Genomic DNA, 24,286 nt, shown 5'->3' with positions numbered 1-24,286 from the left:
GCACCTGTCTGACACATGTCTCCGTGAGGACACAGGACACCGATTCGATGTACGACTTCTTCTTCCACACGGTCTTCAAGCGCATGGACCCCGAGGACGCCCACCACCTGGCCGTCCGCTGGATCCGCCTCGCGGCCCGCGTTCCCGTGCTGCGGACGTTCGTCGCCGCCGCCCTGGCCCCCCGCCACAAGGAGCTGCGCACCGAGGCCCTGGGCCTGCGCATGCACGGCCCCTTCGGGCTCGCCGCCGGCTTCGACAAGAACGCCGTCGCCATCGACGGCATGAGCATGCTCGGCTTCGACCATGTCGAGATCGGTACGGTCACCGCCCAGCCGCAGCCCGGCAACCCCCGCAAGCGCCTTTTCCGGCTGATCCCCGACCGGGCCCTGATCAACCGGATGGGCTTCAACAACGATGGCTCCGCCGCAGTCGCGGAACGGCTCGCGGCCCGCCGGGCGGTGTTCAGGACCGTCGTCGGCGTCAACATCGGCAAGACCAAGGTCGTGCCCGAGTCCGAGGCCGTCGGCGACTACGTCACCTCCACCGAGCGGCTGGCCGCGCACGCCGACTACCTCGTCGTCAACGTCAGCTCGCCCAACACCCCCGGGCTGCGCAACCTCCAGGCGACCGAGTCCCTGCGTCCCCTCCTCGCCGCCGTACGCGAGGCAGCCGACCGCACCGTCACCGGCCGCAGGGTGCCGCTGCTGGTCAAGATCGCCCCCGACCTGGCCGACGAGGACGTCGACGCCGTCGCCGACCTCGCGGTCGAACTCGGCCTCGACGGCATCATCGCCACCAACACCACCATCGCCCGCGACGGCCTCGGGCTGAAGTCGGACCCCGAGCTGGTGCAGGAGGCCGGCGGACTGTCCGGCGCACCCGTCAAGGAGCGCTCCCTGGCGGTCCTGCGCCGCCTGTACGCCCGCGTGGGCGGCCGGATCACCCTCGTCGGTGTCGGAGGCGTCGAGAACGCCGAAGACGCCTGGCAGCGCATTCTGGCCGGTGCGACCCTGGTCCAGGGCTACAGCGCCTTCATCTACGAGGGCCCGTTCTACGCCCGCGCGATCCACAAGGGCCTGGCCGCCCGCCTCGCGGCCAGCCCGTACGCCACCCTCGCCGAAGCCGTCGGCGCCGACACCAGGAAGGCGGCCAGCGCATGAGCCCCCAGGAAGCATTCGGCGCCCGGCTGCGCCGTGCCATGGACACCCGCGGCCCGCTGTGCGTCGGCATCGACCCGCATGCCGCGCTGCTCACAGCCTGGGGCCTCGACGACGATGTGGCCGGTCTCGAGCGCTTCAGCCGGACCGTCGTCGAGGCGCTCGCCGACCGGGTCGCCGTGCTGAAGCCGCAGTCGGCGTTCTTCGAGCGCTTCGGCTCGCGAGGCGTCGCCGTCCTGGAGAAGGCGGTCGAGGAGGCCCGCGCCGCGGGTGCCCTGGTGCTGATGGACGCCAAGCGCGGTGACATCGGCTCGACCATGGCCGCCTACGCCGAGACCTACCTGCGCAAGGACTCCCCGCTGTTCTCCGACGCCGTCACGGTCTCGCCGTACCTCGGCTTCGGCTCGCTGCGCCCGGCGCTCGACATGGCCCGGGAGAGCGGCGCGGGAGTGTTCGTGCTGGCCCTGACTTCCAACCCGGAGGGCGCCGAGGTCCAGCGGGCGACTGCGGCGGGCGGGGTCTCACTGGCCCAGCTCATGCTGAACCACATGGCCGACGAGAACGCCGGAGCCCGGCCGCTGGGCTCGGTCGGCGCGGTGGTGGGTGCCACGCTCGGCCAGGCGGGTGCCGATCTGGACATCAACGGCCCGCTGCTCGCGCCGGGCATCGGAGCCCAGGGCGCGACCCCGGCGGAGCTGCCGGGTGTCTTCGGCGCGTTGGTCCGCAATGTCCTGCCGAACGTGAGCCGCGGGGTCCTGCGCAACGGCCCGGACATCGCTGCGCTGCGCGAATCGGCCGCCCGCTTCACGGACGAGGTGCGGGCCGCCGTCGCTACCGCCGAGTAGCTCCGTCCGGGTTCGGTGCCGAGGTCGCCACCTGCGCGTTTGACCGACGGTTTCTTGACAGAAACCGGGTCAGTATGTCTGGAATGTCCTGGTCAGCCGATGCTGACCAGGACTTTTCCGCTGTTCTCGCTGACGGGAGCGGTCTAGGCCGCTAGTCTCCGTCGAGAGCCGGCGATGCAGCGCGAGGTATGTGTTGCTCGTTGGCGCCTGGTGTGGGGCCGTTGTGTTCCTCACCGGTCCGTATCCGACAGTTCGACATCCGAGGTGACGTAGGCGTGGCTCTTCCGCCCCTTACCCCTGAACAGCGCGCAGCCGCGCTCGAAAAGGCCGCCGCGGCTCGCCGGGAGCGGGCCGAGGTCAAGAATCGACTCAAGCACTCCGGTGCCTCTCTCCATGAGGTCATCAAGCAGGGCCAGGAGAACGATGTCATCGGAAAGATGAAGGTCTCGGCCCTGCTGGAGTCCCTGCCCGGCGTCGGCAAGGTCCGTGCCAAGCAGATCATGGAGCGGCTCGGCATTTCCGAGAGCCGTCGCGTCCGGGGTCTCGGCTCCAACCAGATCGCCTCTCTTGAGCGCGAGTTCGGCGGCGGCGCCGCCTGACGTTCCCGGGCACTCCCGAGAACCTGGATAATCGCTGCATGGCAGCAGAGGTACGTCCGCGGCTGACCGTGCTCTCCGGCCCCTCCGGGGTGGGCAAGAGCACGGTCGTCGCTCATATGCGCAAGGTCCACCCCGAGGTCTGGCTCTCGGTGTCGGCCACCACCCGTAAGCCCCGCCCCGGGGAGCGGCACGGCGTTCAGTACTACTTCGTCTCGGATGACGAGTTCGACAAGCTGATCGCCAATGGTGAGCTGCTGGAATGGGCGGAGTTCGCGGGCAACCGCTACGGCACCCCGCGCAAGGCGGTCCAGGAGCGCCTGGAGTCCGGCGAGCCGGTGCTGCTCGAGATCGATCTCCAGGGCGCCCGGCAGGTCAAGGAGTCCATGCCGGACTCTCAGCTGGTGTTCCTGGCCCCGCCGAGCTGGGACGAACTGGTACGCAGGCTCACCGGCCGCGGCACCGAGGCGCCAGACGTGATCGAGCGCCGCCTCGAGGCCGCGAAGGTCGAGCTGGCGGCCGAGTCCGAATTCGACACCACCCTGGTCAACACCTCCGTCGAGGACGTGGCGCGTGAGCTGCTAGCCTTGATGGCAGTCGTTTGATCTTCGTCTGATTTCCTGACGTCCTTCGAAGATCTCCTTGAAACCATCGGAAGGCAGAGCGTGTCCTCTTCCATCACCGCGCCCGAGGGCATCATCAACCCGCCGATCGACGAGCTCCTCGAGGCCACTGACTCGAAGTACAGCCTCGTGATCTACGCGGCCAAGCGCGCGCGCCAGATCAACGCGTACTACTCGCAGCTCGGCGAGGGTCTGCTCGAGTACGTCGGTCCGCTGGTGGACACCCACGTCCACGAGAAGCCGCTCTCGATCTCCCTGCGTGAGATCAACGCGGGTCTGCTGACCTCCGAGGCCATCGAGGGCCCGGCGCAGTAGGCGCGTCTCTACGTCACCACAGGCCCGGCCGGGGCACCTCCCACCGCCCAGCGAGGGGAAGCGTCCGGCCGGGCCTGTGGTGTGTCAGCCTGATGTGTGTCGGACAAACCTGATGTGTGTCGGACGAAGGTGTGTCGTCGAAGGCGACGGTGATCGCCGTCCGTGGGGAGCGGGAACGCAGTGGACAAGCCGAAGGTCGTACTGGGAGTCAGCGGCGGCATCGCCGCCTACAAGGCGTGCGAGCTGCTGCGCAGGCTGACCGAGTCCGGGCACGACGTCCGCGTCGTCCCCACCGCGTCGGCCCTGAACTTCGTCGGCGCCCCCACCTGGTCGGCACTCTCCGGGCACCCCGTGTCCACCGAGGTCTGGTCGGACGTCCACGAGGTCCCGCATGTGCGCATCGGGCAGGAGGCGGAGCTGGTCGTGGTGGCCCCCGCCACCGCTGACCTGCTGGCCAAGGCCGCCCACGGGCTCGCCGACGACCTGTTGACCAACACCCTGCTCACCGCCCGGTGCCCGGTGGTCTTCGCCCCCGCGATGCACACCGAGATGTGGGAGCACCCGGCGACCCAGGAGAACGTGGCGACACTGCGGCGCCGCGGCGCGCTGGTCATCGAGCCGGCTGTCGGCCGGCTCACCGGTGTGGACACGGGCAAGGGGCGGCTGCCCGAGCCGGCCGAGATCTTCGAGGTCTGCCGGAGCGTCCTGGCGCGCGGTGTCCGCACTCCGGACCTCGTCGGCCGTCATGTCGTCATCAGCGCGGGCGGCACCCGCGAGCCCCTCGACCCCGTGCGCTACCTGGGAAACCGCTCCTCCGGCAAGCAGGGATACGCGCTGGCCCGCACGGCAGCGGCCCGCGGCGCCAGGGTGACCCTGATCGAGGCCAACACCGGCTTCGCCGACCCGGCGGGCGTGGACGTGGTCCACACCGGCACGGCGGTGCAGCTCCGCGAGGCCGTGGTCAAGGCGGCTCTTCAGGCCGATGTGGTGGTCATGGCGGCGGCGGTCGCCGACTTCCGCCCGGCGGCCTATGCGGCAGGCAAGATCAAGAAGAAGGAAGGTCAGGAGCCCGCGCCGGTCGCCCTGGTGCGCAACCCCGACATCCTCGCCGAGATCTCCGCCGACCGCGCCCGCCCGGGCCAGATCGTCGTGGGCTTCGCCGCCGAGACCGACGACGTCCTCGCCAACGGCCGCGTCAAGCTCCGTCGCAAGGGCTGCGACCTGCTGGTCGTCAATGAGGTGGGGGAGCGCAAGACCTTCGGTTCCGAGGAGAACGAAGCCGTGGTGCTGGCCGCCGACGGCGGTGAGACCCCCGTGCCGTACGGGCCCAAGGAAGCCCTCGCGGAGACCGTGTGGGATCTGGTGGCGGTCCGGCTGCCCTGACGGAACCTGGCCTGATTTCACGTCCGCGCGGCGACACGCCGAATGTGACGCACGCCGCATTCGGCGGGTGCGGAGGTGAAGGACGGCTTCCGGATCAAGGCGTGACGAATGCCGCATACCGCAGTGAGTCGCCGCGGCATGCGGTCGGCATACGGCGGAACCGGCGATTCAGATCCTCTGTGACGACCGGCACTGTGTGCTTCAGTCGGTACTTTGTGTGGCTGAACGACTCCCGTGAGGCCGGACACGTAGTCCAACCGCCGACCGCTCCCGATAAACTGTCCTCGGAACGACGTGGGGCGCAGCCCCCGGCCGGTCCACCAATGATCAGCCAGCAGCCGCTGCAACCCCAGGGAGCGTTGTGTCCCGTCGCCTGTTCACCTCGGAGTCCGTCACCGAAGGCCACCCCGACAAGATCGCTGACCAGATCAGCGACACCATCCTCGACGCTCTGCTCCAGGAGGACCCCTCCTCCCGTGTCGCCGTCGAGACGCTGATCACCACCGGCCTGGTGCACGTGGCCGGAGAGGTGACCACGAAGGCCTACGCCGATATCCCCACCCTGGTGCGCAACAAGATCCTCGAGATCGGTTACGACTCTTCGAAGAAGGGCTTCGACGGCGCCTCCTGTGGTGTGTCGGTGTCCATCGGCGCGCAGTCCCCGGACATCGCGCAGGGTGTCGACACGGCCTACGAGTCCAGGGTCGAAGGCGATGACGACGAGCTCGACAAGCAGGGCGCCGGCGACCAGGGCCTGATGTTCGGGTACGCCTGCGACGAGACCCCCGAGCTGATGCCGCTGCCGATCCACCTCGCGCACCGGCTCTCGCGCCGTCTGTCCGAGGTCCGCAAGAACGGGACCATCCCCTACCTGCGCCCCGACGGCAAGACCCAGGTCACCATCGAGTACGACGGCGACAAGGCCGTCCGGCTCGACACGGTCGTGGTCTCCTCGCAGCACGCCTCCGACATCGACCTCGAGTCGCTGCTCGCGCCCGACATCCGCGAGTTCGTGGTCGAGTACGTGCTCAAGGAGCTCGTCGAGGACGGTATCAAGCTGGACACCGACGGCTACCGCCTGCTCGTGAACCCGACCGGCCGCTTCGAGATCGGCGGCCCGATGGGCGACGCGGGTCTCACCGGACGCAAGATCATCATCGACACCTACGGCGGTATGGCCCGCCACGGTGGTGGTGCCTTCTCCGGCAAGGACCCGTCCAAGGTCGACCGCTCCGCCGCCTACGCCATGCGCTGGGTCGCCAAGAACGTCGTGGCCGCCGGCCTCGCCGCGCGCTGCGAGGTCCAGGTCGCGTACGCGATCGGCAAGGCCGAACCCGTCGGCCTGTTCGTGGAGACCTTCGGTACCGCCACGATCGAGACCGACAAGATCGAGAACGCCATCGCCGAGGTCTTCGACCTCCGCCCTGCCGCGATCATCCGCGACCTCGACCTGCTCCGCCCGATCTACGCCCAGAGCGCGGCGTACGGCCACTTCGGCCGCGAGCTCCCCGACTTCACCTGGGAGCGCACGGACCGGGTGGAAGCGCTGCGGGCGGCGGCCGGTCTGTAAGCCCTGACGACAGTCTTTCGCGGGAGCCCCGGACGGATGCCGTCCGGGGCTCCCGCATGCCCGGCGGCCGCCCGGTCCTGTCAGCCCCGTCTGGTAGGAATGTCGCTGTGAGCAGCGGCGACGAAAGTACCGGGCGGACCGGGGACGGACCGCCCGAGCAGCTTGCGCTCATTCGGGACACCGTGCGCAAGGCCAAGGCCCCGCGGGCCAGGCCGCGTACCTGGCGCGGAGCGGCGCTCGCCGGCGGCCTGCCGGTGGCCAGGGTGGTGGTCAACAAGGGCGTGCTCCACCTCGACCAGTTCTTCGACTACGCCGTGCCCGAGGAGCTGGACGCCGTCGCCCAGCCGGGGGTGCGGGTGCGGGTGCGGTTCGGCGCGGGGGCGCACCAGGTCCGTGCCGGTCGGCGTGAAGGCGGACGGCTGACCGACGGATTCATCGTGGAGCGCCGGGCCGAGTCGGACTACGCGGGACCGCTGGCCGCGCTCGCCGACGTCGTCTCGCCCGAACCGGTGCTCAGCCCCGAGCTGCTCGCGCTGACCAGGGCGGTCGCCGACCGTTACGCGGGCAGCCTGGCTGATGTGCTGCAGCTCGCCGTGCCACCGCGCAGCGCCCGGGCCGAGGCGAAGCCCTCCCCGGAGCCGCTGCCGCCGCCAGGGGCACCCGACCCCGGGACGTGGGCACGCTACCCACGCGGTCCCGGCTTCCTGGAGGCACTCGCCACCGGAGGAGCCCCGCGGGCCGTGTGGAACGCGCTGCCGGGGCCGCACTGGGCCGAGGAACTGGCCAGGGCCGTTGCCGCGACCCTGGCGTCCGGTCGCGGCGCGCTGGTCGTCCTGCCCGACGGCCGGTCCGTGGCACGGGTGGACGAGGCGCTGACCGGGCTCGTCGGCGAGGGGCGGCACGCGGTGCTCACCGCCGAAGCGGGACCCGAGAAACGCTACCGGCGGTGGCTCGCCGTGCGCCGTGGATCGGTGCGGGCGGTGATCGGGACCCGGGCCGCGATGTTCGCGCCCGTCCGCGAGCTCGGCCTGGTCGCGCTGTGGGAGGACGGCGACTCCAGCCACAGCGAGCAGCACGCCCCGCTGCCCCATGCGCGGGAGGTGCTGCTGCTGCGGGCGGCGCACGACAAGTGCGGCTTCCTGATGGGATCGGTGAGTTGCACGGTCGAGGCCGCCCAGCTCATCGAGAGCGGCTGGGCCGGGCCGCTGGCCGCGGACCGCGCCCGGGTGCGCGAGGCGGCCCCGCTGGTACGGACCGTCGGCGACGGAGAGCTCGCCCGGGACGAGGCGGCACGAGCGGCGCGACTGCCGAGCCTGGCCTGGCAGACCGTGCGCGACGGGCTGCGCACCGGGCCGGTGCTGGTGCAGGTGCCCCGCAGGGGGTACGTACCCCGGCTGGCTTGCGAAGGGTGCCGTGCGGCTGCCCGCTGCGGGCACTGCGCAGGGCCCCTGGAGGCACCCCGGGAGCGTGACCTGCGCTGCGGATGGTGCGGCAGGGACGCCGGCGAGTGGCACTGCGCCGGGTGCGGTGGCACCCGGCTGCGGGCCCAGGTGGTGGGCGCCCGGCGCACCGCCGAGGAGCTGGGACGGGTCTTCCCTGCCGTGCCGGTGCGCACGTCCGGGCGTGACCATGTCCTCGACACCGTGCCCGACCGGCCCGCGCTGGTCGTCAGCACCCCGGGCGCGGAACCGGTCGCTGACGGCGGATACGCGGCGGCTCTGCTGCTCGACGGCTGGGCGATGCTGGGCAGGCCCGATCTGAGATCAGGCGAGGAGGCCCTGCGGCGCTGGCTGAGCGCGGCAGCTCTGGTGAGGGGTCAGGAGGAGGGCGGCACCGTGGTGGTCGTCGCCGAGCCCACCCTGCGCCCCGTGCAGGCACTGGTGCGGTGGGACCCTGTGGGCCACGCCCGGCGTGAACTGGCCGAGCGTGCCGAGTTGGGCTTCCCCCCGGTGTCCCGGATGGCGTCCGTGACGGGTCGAGCGGACGCGGTTGCCGCGTTCCTGGCGACCGCCTCCCTCCCGTCCGACGCGGAGGTTCTCGGCCCGGTCCCACTGCCCCCTGTGGCCCCCGGCCGCCCCCGCAGGCCCGGGGACCCGCCGCCGGGTGAGCACTGGGAACGTGCGCTGCTGAGGGTGCCTCCCGGCAGTGGGGCGACACTGGCCTCCGCCCTGAAATCGGCGCAGGCGTCACGACTGGCGCGGGGCGGGGGAGATCCGGTGCGGATCCGCATCGACCCCCCGGACATCGGATAGCGCCTCGCCGGCCGCCGGTTCGGGGTGGGCGGGCCGTCGGCGTGCCCGCACCCCGTGGCGGTGCCCGGTGTGTCCGTCGTCCCCCGTCCCGCGCTGAGGTACGGGCTAGCCGTTGCGGGGGCCCGGGACCGCCCGGGCTGCCGGGACCGCGGGGGCGGTCGCCGGCACCGCCTCCGGCGTGGCAGCCGCCGGTACCTGCGTCGCCCGGCGTGAGCCGTAACGCCGGTGCACCGCCTGCTTGGTGACACCCAGCGCCGAACCCACCGCGTCCCACGAGAAGCCGAGCGAGCGGTCGAAGTCCACCGCCGCGGTCACCAATGTCTCGACACTGTCCCGCAGTTCCTGCGCGAGGCGGACGGTCGGGGCGGGAGCCCTGCCATAGACGACGAATCCCGCGGACGGGCCGGAGCGACGCGGACGGTAGACATTGCCCAACTGCGCCGTGAGTGTGCGCAGTGCGTCCACCTGTCGGCGGACCCGCTCGATGTCCCGCACCAACAGATGCAGACTGGCCCGGGCTTGGGCGTCGTGAGTTGCGTGGTCGGCCATGGACAAGCCTCTCGAACCGGCGTTGAAAGGGGCCGGGCCGCACCGGATGCCACCAGATCCAGATGCGGCGGCATGCGGCCCGTTTCGGTCAATCTCTCTTGACCAACGCTTCAGGCTGCGTTGTGGTCACGGTGCGGGAGAGTGAGGGCATGTGCGCAGGGCGCGCGGGCTCTCGTGCGCCCCCGGTCAGCAGGGCCAAATAGACTGGTGCGTCGCGCGTCCATACGGCACACAGAGCGAGGTAATCCCAGTGAAACTTGTCTTCGCAGGCACCCCCGAGGTCGCCGTACCCGCCCTTGACGCGCTGATCGCCTCCGACCGCCACGAGGTGGCCGCGGTCATCACACGCCCCGACGCGCCCGCGGGCCGCGGCCGGCGGCTGGTCGCCAGCCCCGTCGCGCAGCGCGCGGAGGAGGCCGGGATCGAGGTCCTCAAGCCCGTCAGACCGCGTGACGAGGACTTCCTGGCCCGACTGCGGGAGATCGCGCCGGACTGCTGCCCGGTCGTCGCGTACGGCGCCCTGCTGCCGAAGGCCGCGCTCGACATCCCCGGCAGTGGCTGGGTCAATCTCCACTTCTCGCTGCTGCCCGCGTGGCGTGGCGCGGCGCCCGTGCAGCACGCGATCCTCGCCGGGGACGAGATGACCGGTGCGTCGACCTTCCAGATCGAGGAGGGACTCGACTCCGGACCCGTCTACGGAGTGATCACCGAGCACGTGCGCCCCTCCGACACCAGTGGTGATCTGCTCACCCGGCTCGCCTTCGCCGGTGCCGGGCTGCTCGCCGCGACCATGGACGGGATCGAGGACGGGAGTCTCAAGGCCGTACGGCAGCCAGCCGACGGCATCACCCTCGCGCCGAAGATCACCGTCGAGGACGCCCATGTGGACTGGCGGGCACCGGCCCTCCGGGTCGACCGGGTGGTACGCGGCTGCACCCCCGCACCGGGGGCCTGGACCGTCTTCCGGGGCGAGCGGCTCAAGCTGGTGAACGCCACGCTGGTCCAGGACCGCTCGGACCTGGCGCCAGGGGAGCTCGCCGCCGGGAAGAACAACGTGTACGCCGGTACGGGTTCGCACGCCGTCGAGCTGCTCTGGGTGCAGCCCCAGGGCAAGAAGCCCATGCGCGCCGCCGACTGGGCGCGCGGGGTGCGGATCGCCCCCGGAGAGCGGCTGGGCTCTGTCTGAGGGGGATTCGGGGCGTCGTAGGCTGAAGGGGTTCGACCCTTTCGAAACGCGGAGCACCTTTTGAGCGAGCAGAGCCGTCGCCCTTCCCACAAGCCTTACCGCCGGCCGGCGAAGGACCCCGTGCGGATCCTCGCCTTTGACGCGCTGAGGGCCGTTGACGAGCGGGACGCGTACGCCAACCTCGTGCTGCCCCCGCTGCTGCGCAAGGCCCGTGAGAAGGGCGACTTCGACAGCCGGGACGCGGCACTCGCGACCGAGCTCGTCTACGGGACGCTGCGCCGCCAGGGCACCTACGACGCGATCATCGCCGCCTGTGTGGACCGTCCCTTGCGCGAGGTCGACCCGCCGGTGCTCGACGTGCTCTCGCTGGGCGCGCACCAGCTGCTCGGCACGCGCATCCCCACCCACGCGGCGGTGTCGTCGAGCGTGGAGCTGGCGAGGGTGGTGCTCGGTGACGGCCGCGCGAAGTTCGTCAACGCCGTGCTCCGGAAGATCTCGCAGCACGACATGGACGCATGGCTGGAGCGCGTGGCCCCGCCGTACGACGAGGACGCCGAGGACCATCTCGCCGTGGTGCACTCACATCCCCGGTGGGTCGTCTCGGCACTCTGGGACGCGCTGGGCGGTGGCCGCGCCGGGATCGAGGACCTGCTGGAGGCCGACAACGAGCGGCCCGAGGTGACGCTGGTGGCCCGCCCCGGCCGGGCGACCACGGAGGAGCTCCTGGATCTGCTCGGGGAGGGGACGGGGCTGCCGGGCCGCTGGTCGCCGTATGCGGTGCGGATGGCCGAAGGCGGCGAGCCGGGTGCGCTCGACCCGGTCCGCGAAGGACGGGTCGGGGTCCAGGACGAAGGCAGCCAGCTTGTCGCGATCGCGCTGGCGAACGCCCCGCTCGACGGCCGTGACGAGCGCTGGCTCGACGGATGCGCGGGCCCCGGCGGCAAGGCTGCCCTGCTGGGTGCCCTTGCCGCCGGGCGGGGCGCCGCGCTGCTGGCCGCCGAGAAGCAGCCGCACCGCGCCCGCCTCGTGGAGCGCGCGCTGACCGGCAACCCGGGCCCGTACCAGGTCATCGCTGCCGACGGCACCCGCCCGCCGTGGCGCCCCGGTTCCTTCGACCGGGTCCTGGTCGACGTGCCCTGTTCGGGACTCGGCGCCCTGCGCCGCCGTCCCGAGGCCCGCTGGCGCCGCCGCCCCGAGGACTTCGAGGGCTTCGCCCCGCTCCAGCGCTCCCTGCTGCGGGAGGCGCTGAGCGCCGTCCGGGTCGGGGGAGTCGTGGGCTACGCGACCTGCTCGCCGCATCTCGCCGAGACCCGCGTGGTCGTGGAGGACGTCCTGAAGGGCCGCGGCGGCCCGGCGGCCGAGGCCGAGTGGATCGACGCCCGCCCGCTGATGCCCGGGATCCCGGCCCTGGGCGAAGGGCCCGACGTCCAGCTGTGGCCGCATCTGCACGGCACGGACGCGATGTACCTGGCCCTGCTGCGGCGTACGGCCTGACGGCGGGAGACCCGTGGGCCTGCCGACGGAGTTCTTCACCACCGGGCGGTGACCGCAGGTGCCGCCGCCCGGTCGTGGTCCACGGGAGATTGGTCCACGGCGCGTGGAGCGTGGCGAGGTGGTCGTGGCACCCCCACAACGGTCGACGAAGGACGCCGAAGGCCCCGACGGTGCCGCTTTCCCGCACCCCGTCCCGGCGGCCCCCTGAGCCTCCTTGTGGTCCTCCTGCGCATGCCGGTGCCGCCGCATGGCAGTCTTGGCACATGGCTCAGATCTTTCCCAGCATCCTGTCCGCCGACTTCGCCCGACTGGCCGAGGAGGCCAGGGCGGTCGAAGGTGCCGAGTGGCTCCATGTCGATGTCATGGACAACCATTTCGTGCCCAACCTGACGCTGGGTGTTCCGGTGGTCGAGTCGCTCAGCCGCGCCACGGACACCCCGCTCGACTGCCATCTGATGATCGAGAACCCGGACCGCTGGGCTCCGCAGTACGTCGAGGCCGGTGCCGGGTCCGTCACCTTCCACGTGGAGGCCGCGGCGGCGCCGGTACGGCTTGCGCGCGAGATCCGGGCGAAGGGGGCGCGTGCCTCGATGGCGCTGCGCCCGGCCACGCCCATCGAGCCGTACGAGGACCTGCTGCCCGAGCTCGACATGCTGCTGATCATGACCGTGGAGCCCGGCTTCGGCGGCCAGGCCTTCCTGGACATCATGCTGCCGAAGATCCGCCGTACCCGGGAGCTGATCAACAAGCACGGACTCGAGCTCTGGCTCCAGGTCGACGGAGGTGTCTCGGAGGCCACGATCGAGCGCTGCGCCGAAGCCGGCGCGGATGTCTTCGTCGCGGGCTCGGCGGTGTACGGCGCCGAGGACCCGGCGCAGGCGGTGCGCGCGCTGCGTGACAAGGCGTCCCGGACCATTGCTTCAGCGCCCTGGGCATGCGACCACTGAGCCACGGTTATGTGAACGGGGCCCGTCCGGGCTGATCGACAACCTCGGGATCTGACAGGATGACGGTTCCGGAGTGTGAACAGCAGTGAGGAGAGCGCGGTGTCTGCAATGTCGGCGGGACGGCCAGCCCTGCGGATGGGACCCGCGGAGCTGGTGCAGGCGGCGGCCATGGCACGTCGCTTCTATCTGGAGGGCAAGTCCAAGATCCAGATCGCGGAGGAGTTCGGCGTCAGCCGCTTCAAGGTCGCGAGGGTCCTGGAGACCGCGCTCGAACGCGATCTGGTACGGATCGAGATCCGTGTCCCCGCCGAACTGGACGCGGAGCGCTCCGACGCGCTGCGCGCCCGCTTCGGTCTCCGGCACGCGGTGGTCGTCGAGTCCCCGGCGGAGGGCGAGGACGAGTCCCCCGACCCGGAGAACCTGGGTGAGGTCGCCGCGGATCTGCTCGGCGAGCTCGTCACCGAGGGCGATGTGCTCGGTCTGGCCTGGGGGCGCTCCACGATTCACATGGCAGCTGCGCTGGACCGGCTCCCGCCCTGCACCGTCGTCCAGCTGACCGGCGTCTACGACGCCGGGACCGCCGAGCGCGGATCGGTGGAGGCGGTGCGGCGTGCCGCCCAGGTCTCCGGAGGCGAGGCGCACCCGATCTACGCGCCCATGCTGCTGCCCGACCCGGCCACGGCCGCTGCCCTGCGCAACCAGACCGGTATCGCGCGCGCCTTCGAGTACTTCGACAAGGTGACCGTCGCCTGTGTCTCCATCGGCTCCTGGGAGCCGGGCATCTCCACCGTCCACGACATGCTGTCCGACGAGGAGCGCGCCCACTACGCCTCGCTGGGCGTGGCCGCGGAGATGTCCGCCCACCTCTTCGACGCCGACGGCCGCAGGGTCGGTCGTGACCTCGGCGAGCGCTGCATCACGGTCGAGGCGGACCGGCTGCGCCGCATCCCCGAGGTCATCGCCATCGCGGGCGGCCAGCGCAAGGCGGCGGCGATCGGCGCGGTGCTGCGGTCAGGGCTGGTCACCAGCCTGGTGACGGACACCGCCGCCGCGGACTTCCTGCTCACCGAGTCCCACCCGGGGCCCCGTCCGGCGCTGGAGCGGGCGGACCCGGACAGCTGACGGGCGACCCGTCGTGCTGTCACGCTCCCGGGACCGGATCCGGCGTCCCCTCGGTTTCGAGGCCGTACAGCCGTTGGGCGTTCCCGGCGGCCAGCAGCCGCGCCACGCGTCCGGCGTCCTCGTCCGACCAGGCGCCGGAGCTCGTCCAGTCGCCGAGGAGCCGCTCGACGGCCTCCTGGAACACGCGGGCGCCGACGACGTACAACTCGGGCAGGCCGTGGGCGTCGCTTGAGTAGAGGAGCTTGCCGAACGGGGTGAGCTCCAGCGCTTCGGCGAGCACTGCCTCCGCGCGCGCTCCGGTGTGCGCGAGTGCCAGACCCACGTCCGCGTACACATGCGGGAACACGTTGGCGAGATAGGCCGCGTGGCGGTGGTACGGGTAGCCGTGCAGCAGCACGAGGGGGCACCCGTAGGGGCCGACGGCCCGGATGAAGTCCGTCAGGAGCAGCGGATCGCAGCGGTCCAGCCGTAGATCGGGATCACCGAAGCCGGTGTGAAGCTGGAGCGGCAGTCCGGTGCGCACCGCCGACCAGAGCAGATGACGCAGCAGCACCGGATCCGTGAGGCGGCCGCCCGGCCCTCGCGTATCCAGCCAGCGGCCCGCCGCGGCGCGGACATCGGCTTCGGCGGGTGGATCGGGGTCGAGCCCGAGCCCATGGCGGTAGGCGGCGATCGACTTGAATCCCACGGCGGTTCGGGCGGAGGCCGTGACGGCATGGTCGAAGACTTCGATGAAGGCATCGGGACCGTGGCTGGCGTCCGCCGTCCGCTCGGCCAGCGACTCAAGACGTACGATCGCGCGTGCCTCGCCGCCACTGAGCGCCGCGAGCTCCGTGGGGCCGGTGAGGTCACCCGGAAGTCCGGTGTCGACCAGGTATGTGCCCGTGCCGCTCGCCTCCAGCAGCCTGCGGGTCACCTCCTCATGGCCCAGTTCGCGCCGCCGCCTCAGATAGCGGTCGGGAGGACAGTGCGCCTCCAGACCGAGCAGCGGTGGGCACCAGCGGCGTACAGCGAACCCCAGTTGGGTGTCGAAGAAGCTCGTGCCGGACGGGGCCGGGGCGTCGGACTCGGTGAGGTACGAGACGAAGGAGTCCACGTCCGGCTCCCGGCGCAGCACCCCGTGGCAGTGGTGGTCGACGAGCGGTGGCAGCTCCCAGGCAGGATCCGGCGGCATTCAGAACCGCCCGCATGTGGCATCGGCGATCTCCTGCGGGGACTTCCCGTCGAACAGTTCGATCTCGGCGCGGCGTACGGCCGCAACCGCCTCGAACAGCACCTCGCCCAGTGCCCCCCGCAGCATGTCGGAGCGGTCGAAGTGGCTCAGGGCCTCGGGGAGGGTGCGTGGCAGCCGCGCCGGCGCCGGACCGGCGTCCGCAGACCCGTCGCCGGCTGCCGGATCGCCCTGGACGGGAGCCGGCAGCACCGCCCCGGCCTCGAGCCCGGCGAGCCCGGCCGCGATCACGGAGCCCACCACCAGATAGGGGTTGGCCGCCGGGTCGAAGCACTTGACCTCGGCGTTGGCACCGTCCGGGTCGTCCGGCGCGCCCGCGATGAATCGCAGGGCGGCCTCGCGGTTCTCCAGACCCCAGCACTGGAACACACCTGCCCAGCGCGAGGGTTCGAGCCGCAGATAGCTCGCGGGGGATGGCGCCCCGATCGCGAGGAGGGCGGGCAGGGCGTGCAGGACGCCCGCCAGGAACGCCTCGCTGCCCGCGGTCATGCCGAAGGGGCCCCCGCCGTCCCGGCAGAGGTTCTTCCCGTCCCGCCACAGGCTGAGGTGGAGGTGACCGCCGTTGCCGACGCCTCCCGCCACGACCGCGGGACCGAACAGCGGTGTGAGCCCGTGCTTCAGTGAGACGGACCGTACGGTCTCGCGCACCAGAACCGCGAGGTCCGCGGCGCCCACCGGATCCGACGGCGCCACCGACACCTCGAACTGCCCGGCCATGTACTCCGGATGGAGTTGGAGCACCTCGACGCCCTGGTCGGTGAGCGCGCACATCACGTCGTCCAGATACCCGGCGAGTTCGGCCACCCGTGCCATGCCGTACGCGGGCCCGGTGCACGCGGGTGCGCCGCCCCGCTGCACGATCCACTCGGTCTCGAAGCCCATCCGGAGCTCGATCCCGTGCTCCGCCGCCAGCGCGGCCATCCGCCGGGCGAACAGCCGCTGACAGCCGGGGTAGGGCCGTCCCTGCTGGTCATGGCGGTCCACGGGGGCCCACGCCCAGCCGGGCTGCCCGGCGAGCGCGGTGAGCCGCCCGAGGTCCGGGATCAGTCGGAGGTCTCCGTCCGGGCCGCCGACGTGGCGGCTCGTCGTCATCGAGTCGTCCACGAGATAGACGTCGAAGACGGGCGACATACCGACGCCCCGTTCCGCGACCTGTGCCAGCCGGGCCACGGGGATGGTCTTGACCCGGGTGAGCCCGGCATTGTCGACCCAGGTCAGGGCGACGCCGTGGACGTCCCCCGAGGCCAGCCGGGTGGCGGCCGCCCGGGCCTCCCAGCGGATCCGGCGCAGGGCCTCCTCGGGGTCCAGGCCGCGCTCCGGGAGGGTGTCCTCCCAGGACAGGCTGCCGATCACGGGATCCGGGGGTGCGGTGCCGTTGTCTGCCGCGCCGCCGGGTGCCGGGGCGCCGGATGTCCGGCCGCTGGGGTCTTCGTTGGGCTGCACGGGACTTTCCCTACCCACCCCGCCCCGCGTTCATCACCCGCGTCAGCGGATGGCCGGGGGCTGTCGTGTTGTCAGCGGTGACGACGGCGCGATCTACTACACGCGAGATCACTCACCGGACCGGAGAAAGGGCGACCCCATGAGCGACGGCCGGAACAGCGGCAACGAACGGAACGGCCCCCTCGCGGCCTTGTTCGACGCTGCGGCCGGCCGGAACGTGACCGTGCTGGATCTCCACGGGGTCATGGACAAGGCGGCCTTCATGGAGCGCTGCGCGAGCGACCTGGGGCTGCCCGCCTGGTTCGGCCGGAACTGGGACGCGCTCGCGGACTGCCTCAGCGCCCTGCCCGGGGACGAGGGCACCCTGGTGCTCGTGCGCCGCTGGCAGGAGTACGCGGCAGCCCGGCCGGGCGAGTGGCAGACCGCCCAGGAGGTCTTCGGGCAGGCGGTGGACACGATGCCGCGGCGGGTGGCCGTGCTGGTGGCCATGGGGGAGCACGACTAGGGCGTGTTGCGAAAGTCCCGCCTGGCACGCGACTCCCCCAGAGCTTCGCCTGGGAGGTGCCCCCAGCACGCACCCTCGCTGCGTTGTCGGACTCATCCGAGTACGTCCAGTACGAGGATGACCCTCCGCCTTGCGATCGCACGCACCGGACGCCGCGAGCCCCGCCCTCCGGGCGGACGGCGCTACTTTCGCAACACGCCCTAGTCAGGGAGCCTTTCTGTGGGCCCGCTGGCCCCTCGGCTTCCCGTTCGGGTAGCCTTCCGACGTAAGGCAGGTTCCCACTTCTGCCCGGCGCACGAAGCCCCCGTACCTCCATTGGAGGAATATCCGAACGCGGGGGCGTTTTGCTGTGTCCTTGTAGGAGTGACCTGCGACGTTTCGCGTGAAAATGTGAGACTTATGCGTTTCCTTGAGCCCGGCACCGGACGGCCTGTTGCCTCGTCCCCGGTCCCCTACGACCTGACCTACGACGACGTCTTCATGGTGCCGAGCCGGTCGGCCGTTGGCTCCCGTCAGGGCGTCGACCTCTCATCCCCGGACGGTACCGGAACCACCATTCCGCTGGTCGTGGCAAACATGACCGCGATCGCCGGCCGCCGGATGGCCGAGACCGTGGCCCGCCGCGGTGGCCTGGTCGTCATCCCGCAGGACATCCCGATCGAGGTCGTCACCGACGTCATCTCCTGGGTGAAGACGCGCCATCTCGTGCTCGACACCCCGATCGTGCTCACTCCCCACCAGACCGTCGCCGACGCCCTGTCCCTGCTGCCGAAGCGGGCCCACGGCGCCGGTGTCGTGGTGGACGAGCAGGACCGTCCGGTCGGCGTCGTCACCGAGCACGACCTGTCCGGCGTGGACCGCTTCACCCAGCTCTCCGAGGTGATGTCCAAGGACCTGCTGCTCGTCGACGCGGACATGGACCCGCGCGAGGCGTTCATCACCCTGGACAACGCCAACCGCAAGATCGCCCCCGCGGTCGGCAAGGACGGCAGGCTCGCCGGCGTCCTGACCCGCAAGGGCGCCCTGCGCGCCACGCTGTACACCCCGGCCACGGACGCCCAGGGCCGACTGCGCATCGCCGCCGCCGTCGGTATCAACGGCGATGTGGCGGGCAAGGCCAAGCAGCTCCTCGACGCCGGCGTCGACACGCTCGTCGTGGACACCGCGCACGGCCACCAGGAGTCGATGATCTCGGCGATCAAGGCCGTCCGCGGCCTCGACCCGCAGGTCCCGATCGCGGCGGGCAACATCGTGGCCGCCGAGGGCGTCCGTGATCTCGTCGAGGCGGGTGCGGACATCATCAAGGTCGGTGTGGGCCCCGGCGCCATGTGCACCACCCGGATGATGACCGGTGTGGGCCGCCCCCAGTTCTCGGCGGTGCTGGAGTGCGCGGCCGAGGCCAGGAAGTACGGCAAGCACGTGTGGGCCGACGGCGGTGTCCGGCACCCGCGCGATGTCGCGATGGCGCTGGCCGCCGGTGCCTCCAACGTCATGGTCGGCAGCTGGTTCGCGGGCACCTACGAGTCGCCCGGCGACCTCCAGCAGTCCGCCGACGGCAGGCTCTACAAGGAGTCCTTCGGTATGGCGTCGGCGCGTGCCGTCCGCAACCGCACCAGCGACGAGTCCTCCTATGACCGGGCCCGCAAGGCGCTCTTCGAGGAGGGCATCTCCACCTCGCGGATGTTCCTGGACGCGGCCCGTCCGGGCGTCGAGGACCTGATCGACTCGATCATCGCGGGTGTCCGTTCGTCCTGCACCTACGCGGGCGCCGGCTCGCTCGAGGAGTTCGCCGAGCGGGCGATCGTGGGCATCCAGAGCGCGGCCGGTTACGCCGAGGGCAAGCCGCTGCACGCCAGCTGGAGCTGATGAGCTGCTCGAACACGTAGTGGCGGCGGCCCCGGGAGGATGCTGATCCGGGGCCGCCGTCGTTGCGTACGGCCGGGCCGGCCGGCCCGGCGTGCGAGGCCCCCTTCAGGCGGCCGGCCCGACCACGAGGTCGGTGAACCCGGCGGTGCGCAGAGCGTCCCCGACCGCGGCGGCGATCAGGGCGTGTCCGCTGTCGTCCGGGTGCAGCCCGTCGGCCAGATGGCTGGCTGTCAGCAGCTCCCGGCCGGGCAGCAGTGTGAGGCGCCGGTCGCCCTCCGCCATGAGGTCACGGGTCGCGGACTCCATCGCCGTGCGGAGCTGTGCGAGGGTCGCGCCGAGGGTGTTGGCCGTCGACTCGGCCTCCGGGCACAGCACGGGGGAGAGCAGCAGGAGCGGGGTGTCCGGATGGCCCTGGCGCACCAGGGCGACGAAGGCACGGACCGTCTCGTACATCAGGGAGGTGCTGTACGGGGTGCGGGACCAGCAGTTCGTGCCGAAGGCGAGGGTGAGCAGCTCCGCCGGAAGCCTGGCGAGCTGCTGGGCCGTGGGCAGCTCGCCCCGGGCGCCGCCCGCGTAGCCGAGGTTGACGGTGTCGAGCCCGAGCATCCGCCCGGTGGTCGCGGGCCAGGAGTGGGCCGGCCGGGTCGACCACCAGCCTTCCGTGATGGAGTCCCCGTGTACGACCCAGCGGGGGCGCCCGGGCGCGGGGACCACTGTGCCGCCGACACCGCGCAGGCCCAGGATCACCGGCGCCTGGGACTCGGGGGGATGCACGGTGAACGGCCCGTTTCCCGGGGGGAGTTCCAGTGCGACGACGCTCTCTTCCGCGGGCTCGGTGAACGACTCGTGGAGGCAGCGCTCACCGTGCCAGAGCGAGAAGCAGTGGGCGATGTCGCGCAGCGCGTCCGCCGTATCCGGCACCCGTGCGCGATACCGGATCCGCACCTCGCTGGCCCCGCCCGGGGCGGTGAACTCCAGCCGCACACCGATGGGCAGTGCTGCCCGCTCGCGGGTGTCCCAGGGCAGCCGGGCCAGATCCGCGGGATCGGCCCGCACCGCCCGTGTACCGTCCCGCCAGGCGACACCGCGCAGGAACGGACCCGGATCGAGCCAGCCGTCGGGCAGCGTCCCGTCCGGGGTCACGCAAGGGGTCGTCCGGGGCGTCGTCGCGGGCGTTGTCCCGGGCGTCGTGTGGGGCGTCAAAGGCGGGCTCCGATCTTCGGATGCGGGAGACGGGAAGTCCGGTTCGGGCCATCCCTGCCCGTGTCTGCGCTTTCGCGCACCTTGGCGGAGCTCTGAAACGGTGTCCATACGCACCGCGTAACCGAAATGGCCTGGATTACCGCAGGGAGCATTGCGTCCGACATTCCCCATCGCGTAGCTTGACAGCCCCTACCGGTGGGTAACAGCCGCTGGTCAGTGAGTCACCAAACGCAGTTACGAACGCTCTGGGGAGTTCATGCGCCGGCGATTGCGCCGTTCCACGATCCGTGGCCGGATCGTGGCCCTCACCGTGTTGCCGATCATCGCGCTGATGACGCTCTGGACCTTCGCGATGGTGTCCGTGACCGGAGATCTGCGCGCCCTGATCCGCCTCCAGGGGGTGTACGAGAGTTTCGGCACCCCCGTGGACACGGCGGTCGGGCAGATCCAGATCGAGCGCAGGCTGGCGGCCGGCTATCTGGGATCCGCGGAGCGCGACGCGGACGGGGCCGACGCCGCCGAGTACCTCGCCCAGCAGCGGTCCACGGACCGGGCCGTGCAGACGATGCACGAGGCGATCCGGGACCAGGAGCACCGCGAGGACCTGTCGGACCGGCAGCGGCGGTCGCTGGACGCGATGGACGAGGCGGCCGGACAGCTGGAAGGGCTGCGCAAGCAGGTGCTTGACGAGTCGCTGTCCTGGAGCGGGGCCGTCGACGCGTACACCGGGCTCGTCGAGCCGACGTTCGACATCCAGTCCACCCTGACCGCACTCCAGGCGGGGCAGCTCGCCCGCGAGGCGCAGGTGGTGGTGGAGCTGGTGCGGGTGCGGGAGTTCGTCTCCCGCGAGGATGCGCTGGTCGCCGGGGCGCGGGCCGCGGGCAGGGTCAGTGACGCCCAGTACGACGCGCTGACCGCCACGGTCGAGGACCGCAGGGTCTTCCACCGGACCTACGTCGCGGATCTCCCGGCCGACTCGGCGGCACTCTTCAGGGACTTCGAGCGGAGCACCGCGTACCGCTCGCTGGTCTCCGGTGAGGACGCGCTGCTGCGGGCCGGTGGGTCCGGCGCGAGCGAGGCGATCGCCGCGGACTCCTGGCGGACGACGACTGACCGGGCGGTCAAGCGCTATATGCAGCTGTGCACCGAATCCGCGCTGAACGCGGCTGACCGCGGACGTGACTTCGCCTACCGCGAGATGGTGAAGGCCGCGGTGGTCGGCGGCGTGGGACTCATCGCGGTGGTGATCTCGATCTGGCTCTCGGTGTCCGCGGGCCGGCGTATCGCCGGTCGCCTGGAAGAGCTGCGGGACGCTGCCGATGTGCTGGCCACGCGCCAGCTGCCGGAGGTCATGGAGCGGCTCGCGGCGGGAGAGGACGTGGACGCCGCTCAGGTGGCCCCGCCGATCCGCTTCGGGGCCGAGAACGCAGAAAAGGCTGCGAACGCCGGGAGCGCCGGGAACACCGCGGTCGTCCCGGATGAGATCGCCCAGGTCGGGCACGCGCTCAACGCGGCCCGCAGGGCGGCAGTCGAGGCCGCGGTGAAGCAGGCCACGCTCAGACGCGGAATGTTCGCGGTGCTGCTGAACATCGCCCGGCGCAACCAGGCGCTGGTGCACCGCCAGTCGAAGCTGGTCGACACGCTGGAGCGGCGTACCACCGACCCGGACATCCTCGAAGACCTGTTCCGCATCGACCATCTGACCACCCGTATGCGCCGGCATGCCGAGGGCCTGATCACCCTCTCGGGCGCGGCACCGGGGCGGCGCTGGCGGCAGCCGGTGCCGCTGGTCGATGTCGTGTCCGCCGCGGTGGGGGAGATCGAGGACTACACACGTGTCGTCGTGCCGCCGATGCCTCCGGTGGGTGTGGCCGCGGAGGCCGTGGCGGACGTGGTGCACCTCGTCGCGGAGCTGGTGGAGAACGCGACGGTGTTCTCCCCGCCGCACACCCAGGTGACGATGCGCACCGGCGAGGCCCGCAACGGCTTCGTCCTCGAGATCGACGACCGCGGCCTCGGCATGGACCGCGAGGAGTTCGACCAGGCCCACCGCACGCTGGCGCGCCCGGGGGACTACGACCCGGTGCTGGACGAGCGTCTGGGCCTGTACATCGTCGGCCGGCTCGCCGCCCGCCACGGCATCACCGTGACCCTCACCCGCTCCCCGTACGGCGGCACGACCGCGGTCGTGCTGCTGCCGGACTCGGTCACCTCTCCGGTCGAGTCCGTGGTGACCGTGCCCGAGTCGGGCTCGTCGGCGGGGGCGGTGGTCCGCACCCTGCCGACGCGTGGTCGCGGGCCGGTCGCGCCGACCGCCCCGGAGGACACACCCACGGCCGTCCTGCGCGCGGTGACCGACGACACGCCACAGCCCGAGCAGGCACCGGTCGGGGTCCTGGACCCGCGCACGTCCGGGGCGGCCCCCGTGCTGCCCCAGCGGACGCGGAAGGCCCTCCCTGAGGCGCCACGGGCGTCCCGGACGGACGGTGGGGCAGCGCAGGGCGGCGACTGGGCCGCCGACGCCGTGGCGGCCGAAGGGCATGACTTCGCGGACGGCAGCGGGCAGGCCGCGGCCGTGGGGAAGACCCGGATGTCCGAGTCGAAGCGGCCGTGGCAGCCCGACGACCGTGCCGGTACCCGGCCCGGCGCCCCGTCCGGCGGGCAGGACGCGCACGACCGCGCGGAGGCGGAAGACGGCGAGGCGACCGGTCCCCGGGCGCTGCCCAGGCGGGTGCGGCAGGCGTCGCTCGCGGCGCCGCTGCGTGCCGCGCCGGTGGGCGAGATCACGGGTCGCGAGCCCGAGGACCGCGAACCCGCGAAGGAAGTCAGCGCGGAGGAGATGCGGGCCATCTTCGGGGCGTTTCAACGAGGGCTCGACCGGGGTCGCAAGGGCGACCCGGCCGGGCGGGAGATCATGAGCGACGAAGGGACGGGTCAGGATGGATGACCCCGGAAACCGCGAGGGGGCCGAGCCGGTCGCGCAGACCGCCGCGAGCGACCTCGGCTGGCTGCTGGACGAGCTGGTGGCCAGGACCGACCATGTCCGCCAGGCCGTGCTGCTGACCTCGGACGGGCTGGTCACCTGCGCGTCGCGCGGGATGCCGGCACGTGACATCGAGCACCTGTCCGCCGTCTGCGCCGGGTTCCACAGCCTGGCCAAGGAGGCAGGGGACCGTTTCGGGGCGGGCCGGGTGCGGCAGACCATGGTCATGCTCGACGGCGCGTATCTGTTCATCACGCCGGCCGGTGACGGCAGCCGTCTCGCCGTGCTGTCCGACATCGAGACCGATGTCGGACAGCTCGCCCACGAGATGACCCTGCTGGTCAGGCGGGTGGGCCGGCATATGGCCGTGCCCGCGCGCGCCGTCCGCGAGGCCACCGACGCCTGATCCCGTGAGTGACCACTGGTACGAGGACGAGACCGGGTCGATGGTGCGCCCGTACACCGTCACCCAGGGCCGGACCCGCCCCGCCGCAGAGCATCACATCGACATGATGTCGCAGGTCACGGCCATCGAGCAGGACGACGGACCGTCGCCTGGGCTCGACCATGCCCGCAGCTCCCTGCTGGACCTGGTGCGCCGGGGACGGCGCCCGGTCGCCGAGGTCGCGGCCGACGCCGATCTGCCGCTGACCGTCGTGCGGGTCCTGCTCGCCGATCTGGTCGAGGCGGGGCTCGTGCGTATCTCGGCGCCCTCGGCCCAGCGGGACAAGCATGACCCGACACTGCTGCGTGAGATCGCCGACCGGCTGCGCGAGCTGTGACCGGCCGGCGGTGTGAGCAGCGAGCCGAGCGGCGGTAGGAGCAGTGGCTCCCCGATGCCGCCGAGAGCCGTTCCGGAACGCTTCTGCGTGGCCGTGCAACGTTCCTCCGTGCTCTGTCCAACCACGCAACGATCATTCGCGCATGCGCAAAGCTCGTGCATTTCCGTTCGGAACGCTCACCTCGTAAGGTCGCTGGCTGTACGTGGAGTTTGGCGGGGACCGTCTGCTCGGCGA

General features: G+C 71.7%; 21 protein-coding genes. 17 read left to right on the top strand and 4 right to left on the bottom strand.

Features of this window, described 5'->3' with window-relative positions; translation table 11 throughout:
• The first annotated feature begins 47 nt into the window (after window positions 1–47).
• The 8 genes from ABZ532_RS25220 (at window position 48) to ABZ532_RS25185 (ending at window position 8,741) form a co-directional block, all read left to right on the top strand.
• Window positions 48–1,160 carry a quinone-dependent dihydroorotate dehydrogenase gene (locus tag ABZ532_RS25220; RefSeq protein ID WP_361288049.1) on the top strand — a complete coding sequence of 371 codons (1,113 nt, stop codon included), beginning with the start codon at window positions 48–50 and terminating at the stop codon, window positions 1,158–1,160.
• A complete protein-coding gene (gene pyrF, locus ABZ532_RS25215; RefSeq protein WP_361287995.1) occupies window positions 1,157–2,002 on the top strand; it encodes an orotidine-5'-phosphate decarboxylase in 846 nt (281 codons plus the stop codon). The genes ABZ532_RS25220 and pyrF overlap by 4 nt, the downstream gene beginning before the upstream one ends.
• Before the next feature lie 275 nt (window positions 2,003–2,277).
• Window positions 2,278–2,601 carry an integration host factor gene (locus ABZ532_RS25210; RefSeq protein ID WP_005319887.1) on the top strand — a complete coding sequence of 108 codons (324 nt, stop codon included), beginning with the start codon at window positions 2,278–2,280 and terminating at the stop codon, window positions 2,599–2,601.
• A gap of 38 nt (window positions 2,602–2,639) precedes the next feature.
• Entirely contained in the window at window positions 2,640–3,203 is a 564-nt protein-coding gene (gene gmk / locus ABZ532_RS25205; protein ID WP_361287992.1) for a guanylate kinase, read from the top strand.
• 60 nt (window positions 3,204–3,263) lie between these two features.
• Entirely contained in the window at window positions 3,264–3,536 is a 273-nt protein-coding gene (rpoZ, locus tag ABZ532_RS25200) for a DNA-directed RNA polymerase subunit omega (RefSeq protein WP_039649019.1), read from the top strand.
• A 180-nt stretch (window positions 3,537–3,716) separates the two neighbouring features.
• Window positions 3,717–4,919 (top strand): bifunctional phosphopantothenoylcysteine decarboxylase/phosphopantothenate--cysteine ligase CoaBC, encoded by a 1,203-nt coding sequence (gene coaBC / locus ABZ532_RS25195; protein WP_361287988.1) that lies wholly within the window; start codon window positions 3,717–3,719, stop codon window positions 4,917–4,919.
• A gap of 361 nt (window positions 4,920–5,280) precedes the next feature.
• Window positions 5,281–6,489 carry a methionine adenosyltransferase gene (gene metK, locus ABZ532_RS25190; protein ID WP_361287985.1) on the top strand — a complete coding sequence of 403 codons (1,209 nt, stop codon included), beginning with the start codon at window positions 5,281–5,283 and terminating at the stop codon, window positions 6,487–6,489.
• A gap of 107 nt (window positions 6,490–6,596) precedes the next feature.
• Entirely contained in the window at window positions 6,597–8,741 is a 2,145-nt protein-coding gene (locus tag ABZ532_RS25185; protein ID WP_361287982.1) for a primosomal protein N', read from the top strand.
• A 105-nt stretch (window positions 8,742–8,846) separates the two neighbouring features.
• On the opposite strand, the gene ABZ532_RS25180 is transcribed toward ABZ532_RS25185, so the two are convergent.
• Complete coding sequence (locus ABZ532_RS25180; protein WP_361287979.1) at window positions 8,847–9,290, bottom strand: hypothetical protein; 444 nt, start codon at window positions 9,288–9,290, stop codon at window positions 8,847–8,849.
• Window positions 9,291–9,540: 250 nt separating this feature from the next.
• Here ABZ532_RS25180 and fmt point away from each other — a divergent pair, with 250 nt between their 5' ends.
• The 4 genes from fmt (at window position 9,541) to ABZ532_RS25160 (ending at window position 14,039) form a co-directional block, all read left to right on the top strand.
• A complete protein-coding gene (gene fmt / locus ABZ532_RS25175; RefSeq protein ID WP_361287976.1) occupies window positions 9,541–10,476 on the top strand; it encodes a methionyl-tRNA formyltransferase in 936 nt (311 codons plus the stop codon).
• Window positions 10,477–10,536: 60 nt separating this feature from the next.
• Window positions 10,537–11,970: a transcription antitermination factor NusB gene (locus ABZ532_RS25170; protein WP_361287973.1), complete on the top strand. Its 1,434-nt coding sequence runs from the start codon at window positions 10,537–10,539 to the stop codon at window positions 11,968–11,970.
• Between the two features lie 263 nt (window positions 11,971–12,233).
• Entirely contained in the window at window positions 12,234–12,917 is a 684-nt protein-coding gene (rpe, locus tag ABZ532_RS25165; RefSeq protein WP_361287970.1) for a ribulose-phosphate 3-epimerase, read from the top strand.
• A 75-nt stretch (window positions 12,918–12,992) separates the two neighbouring features.
• Window positions 12,993–14,039, top strand: a complete 1,047-nt coding sequence (locus ABZ532_RS25160; protein ID WP_361287967.1) for a sugar-binding domain-containing protein — start codon at window positions 12,993–12,995, stop codon at window positions 14,037–14,039.
• Between the two features lie 19 nt (window positions 14,040–14,058).
• Here the strand turns inward: ABZ532_RS25160 and ABZ532_RS25155 are convergent, their stop codons facing one another.
• Together ABZ532_RS25155 and ABZ532_RS25150 are read right to left on the bottom strand one after the other, a co-directional pair.
• Window positions 14,059–15,213, bottom strand: a complete 1,155-nt coding sequence (locus ABZ532_RS25155) for an amidohydrolase family protein (RefSeq protein WP_361287964.1) — start codon at window positions 15,211–15,213, stop codon at window positions 14,059–14,061.
• Window positions 15,214–16,551, bottom strand: a complete 1,338-nt coding sequence (locus tag ABZ532_RS25150) for a glutamine synthetase family protein (protein WP_361288046.1) — start codon at window positions 16,549–16,551, stop codon at window positions 15,214–15,216.
• Between the two features lie 301 nt (window positions 16,552–16,852).
• Between ABZ532_RS25150 and ABZ532_RS25145 the strand changes: the two genes are divergently transcribed.
• Window positions 16,853–17,218: a barstar family protein gene (locus ABZ532_RS25145; RefSeq protein ID WP_361287961.1), complete on the top strand. Its 366-nt coding sequence runs from the start codon at window positions 16,853–16,855 to the stop codon at window positions 17,216–17,218.
• Window positions 17,219–17,617: 399 nt separating this feature from the next.
• Complete coding sequence (locus tag ABZ532_RS25140) at window positions 17,618–19,084, top strand: GuaB1 family IMP dehydrogenase-related protein (protein ID WP_361287958.1); 1,467 nt, start codon at window positions 17,618–17,620, stop codon at window positions 19,082–19,084.
• A gap of 105 nt (window positions 19,085–19,189) precedes the next feature.
• Here the strand turns inward: ABZ532_RS25140 and ABZ532_RS25135 are convergent, their stop codons facing one another.
• Window positions 19,190–20,227: a GDSL-type esterase/lipase family protein gene (locus ABZ532_RS25135; protein WP_361287955.1), complete on the bottom strand. Its 1,038-nt coding sequence runs from the start codon at window positions 20,225–20,227 to the stop codon at window positions 19,190–19,192.
• Window positions 20,228–20,543: 316 nt separating this feature from the next.
• Here ABZ532_RS25135 and ABZ532_RS25130 point away from each other — a divergent pair, with 316 nt between their 5' ends.
• Genes ABZ532_RS25130 through ABZ532_RS25120 form a run of 3 tightly spaced genes read left to right on the top strand, consistent with a single transcriptional unit; the run spans window position 20,544 to window position 24,052 of the window.
• Window positions 20,544–23,234, top strand: coding sequence for a nitrate- and nitrite sensing domain-containing protein (locus ABZ532_RS25130; protein WP_361287952.1), 2,691 nt, complete (start codon window positions 20,544–20,546; stop codon window positions 23,232–23,234).
• Window positions 23,227–23,676 carry a roadblock/LC7 domain-containing protein gene (locus ABZ532_RS25125; RefSeq protein WP_361287948.1) on the top strand — a complete coding sequence of 150 codons (450 nt, stop codon included), beginning with the start codon at window positions 23,227–23,229 and terminating at the stop codon, window positions 23,674–23,676. The genes ABZ532_RS25130 and ABZ532_RS25125 overlap by 8 nt, the downstream gene beginning before the upstream one ends.
• Window positions 23,677–23,680: 4 nt before the next feature.
• The gene (locus tag ABZ532_RS25120; protein ID WP_361287945.1) at window positions 23,681–24,052 is read left to right on the top strand and encodes a DUF742 domain-containing protein; all 372 of its coding nucleotides are present in this window, start codon (window positions 23,681–23,683) and stop codon (window positions 24,050–24,052) included.
• Window positions 24,053–24,286: the final 234 nt, after the last annotated feature.

Source organism: Streptomyces sp. NPDC019396, from assembly GCF_040632375.1.
In the GTDB taxonomy this organism is placed as follows: Bacteria; Actinomycetota; Actinomycetes; order Streptomycetales; family Streptomycetaceae; genus Streptomyces.
This window is presented reverse-complemented; position numbering and strand designations above follow the sequence as displayed.

Excerpts from the sequence above, each read along its gene's own strand:
- ABZ532_RS25220 (WP_361288049.1), top strand. The coding sequence starts at position 48 with ATGTACGACTTCTTCTTCCACACGGTCTTCAAGCGCATGGACCCCGAG.
- pyrF (WP_361287995.1), top strand. The coding sequence starts at position 1,157 with ATGAGCCCCCAGGAAGCATTCGGCGCCCGGCTGCGCCGTGCCATGGAC.
- gmk (WP_361287992.1), top strand. The coding sequence starts at position 2,640 with ATGGCAGCAGAGGTACGTCCGCGGCTGACCGTGCTCTCCGGCCCCTCC.
- ABZ532_RS25180 (WP_361287979.1), bottom strand. The coding sequence starts at position 9,290 with ATGGCCGACCACGCAACTCACGACGCCCAAGCCCGGGCCAGTCTGCAT.
- rpe (WP_361287970.1), top strand. The coding sequence starts at position 12,234 with ATGGCTCAGATCTTTCCCAGCATCCTGTCCGCCGACTTCGCCCGACTG.
- ABZ532_RS25155 (WP_361287964.1), bottom strand. The coding sequence starts at position 15,213 with ATGCCGCCGGATCCTGCCTGGGAGCTGCCACCGCTCGTCGACCACCAC.
- ABZ532_RS25145 (WP_361287961.1), top strand. The coding sequence starts at position 16,853 with ATGAGCGACGGCCGGAACAGCGGCAACGAACGGAACGGCCCCCTCGCG.
- ABZ532_RS25140 (WP_361287958.1), top strand. The coding sequence starts at position 17,618 with ATGCGTTTCCTTGAGCCCGGCACCGGACGGCCTGTTGCCTCGTCCCCG.
- ABZ532_RS25130 (WP_361287952.1), top strand. The coding sequence starts at position 20,544 with ATGCGCCGGCGATTGCGCCGTTCCACGATCCGTGGCCGGATCGTGGCC.
- ABZ532_RS25125 (WP_361287948.1), top strand. The coding sequence starts at position 23,227 with ATGGATGACCCCGGAAACCGCGAGGGGGCCGAGCCGGTCGCGCAGACC.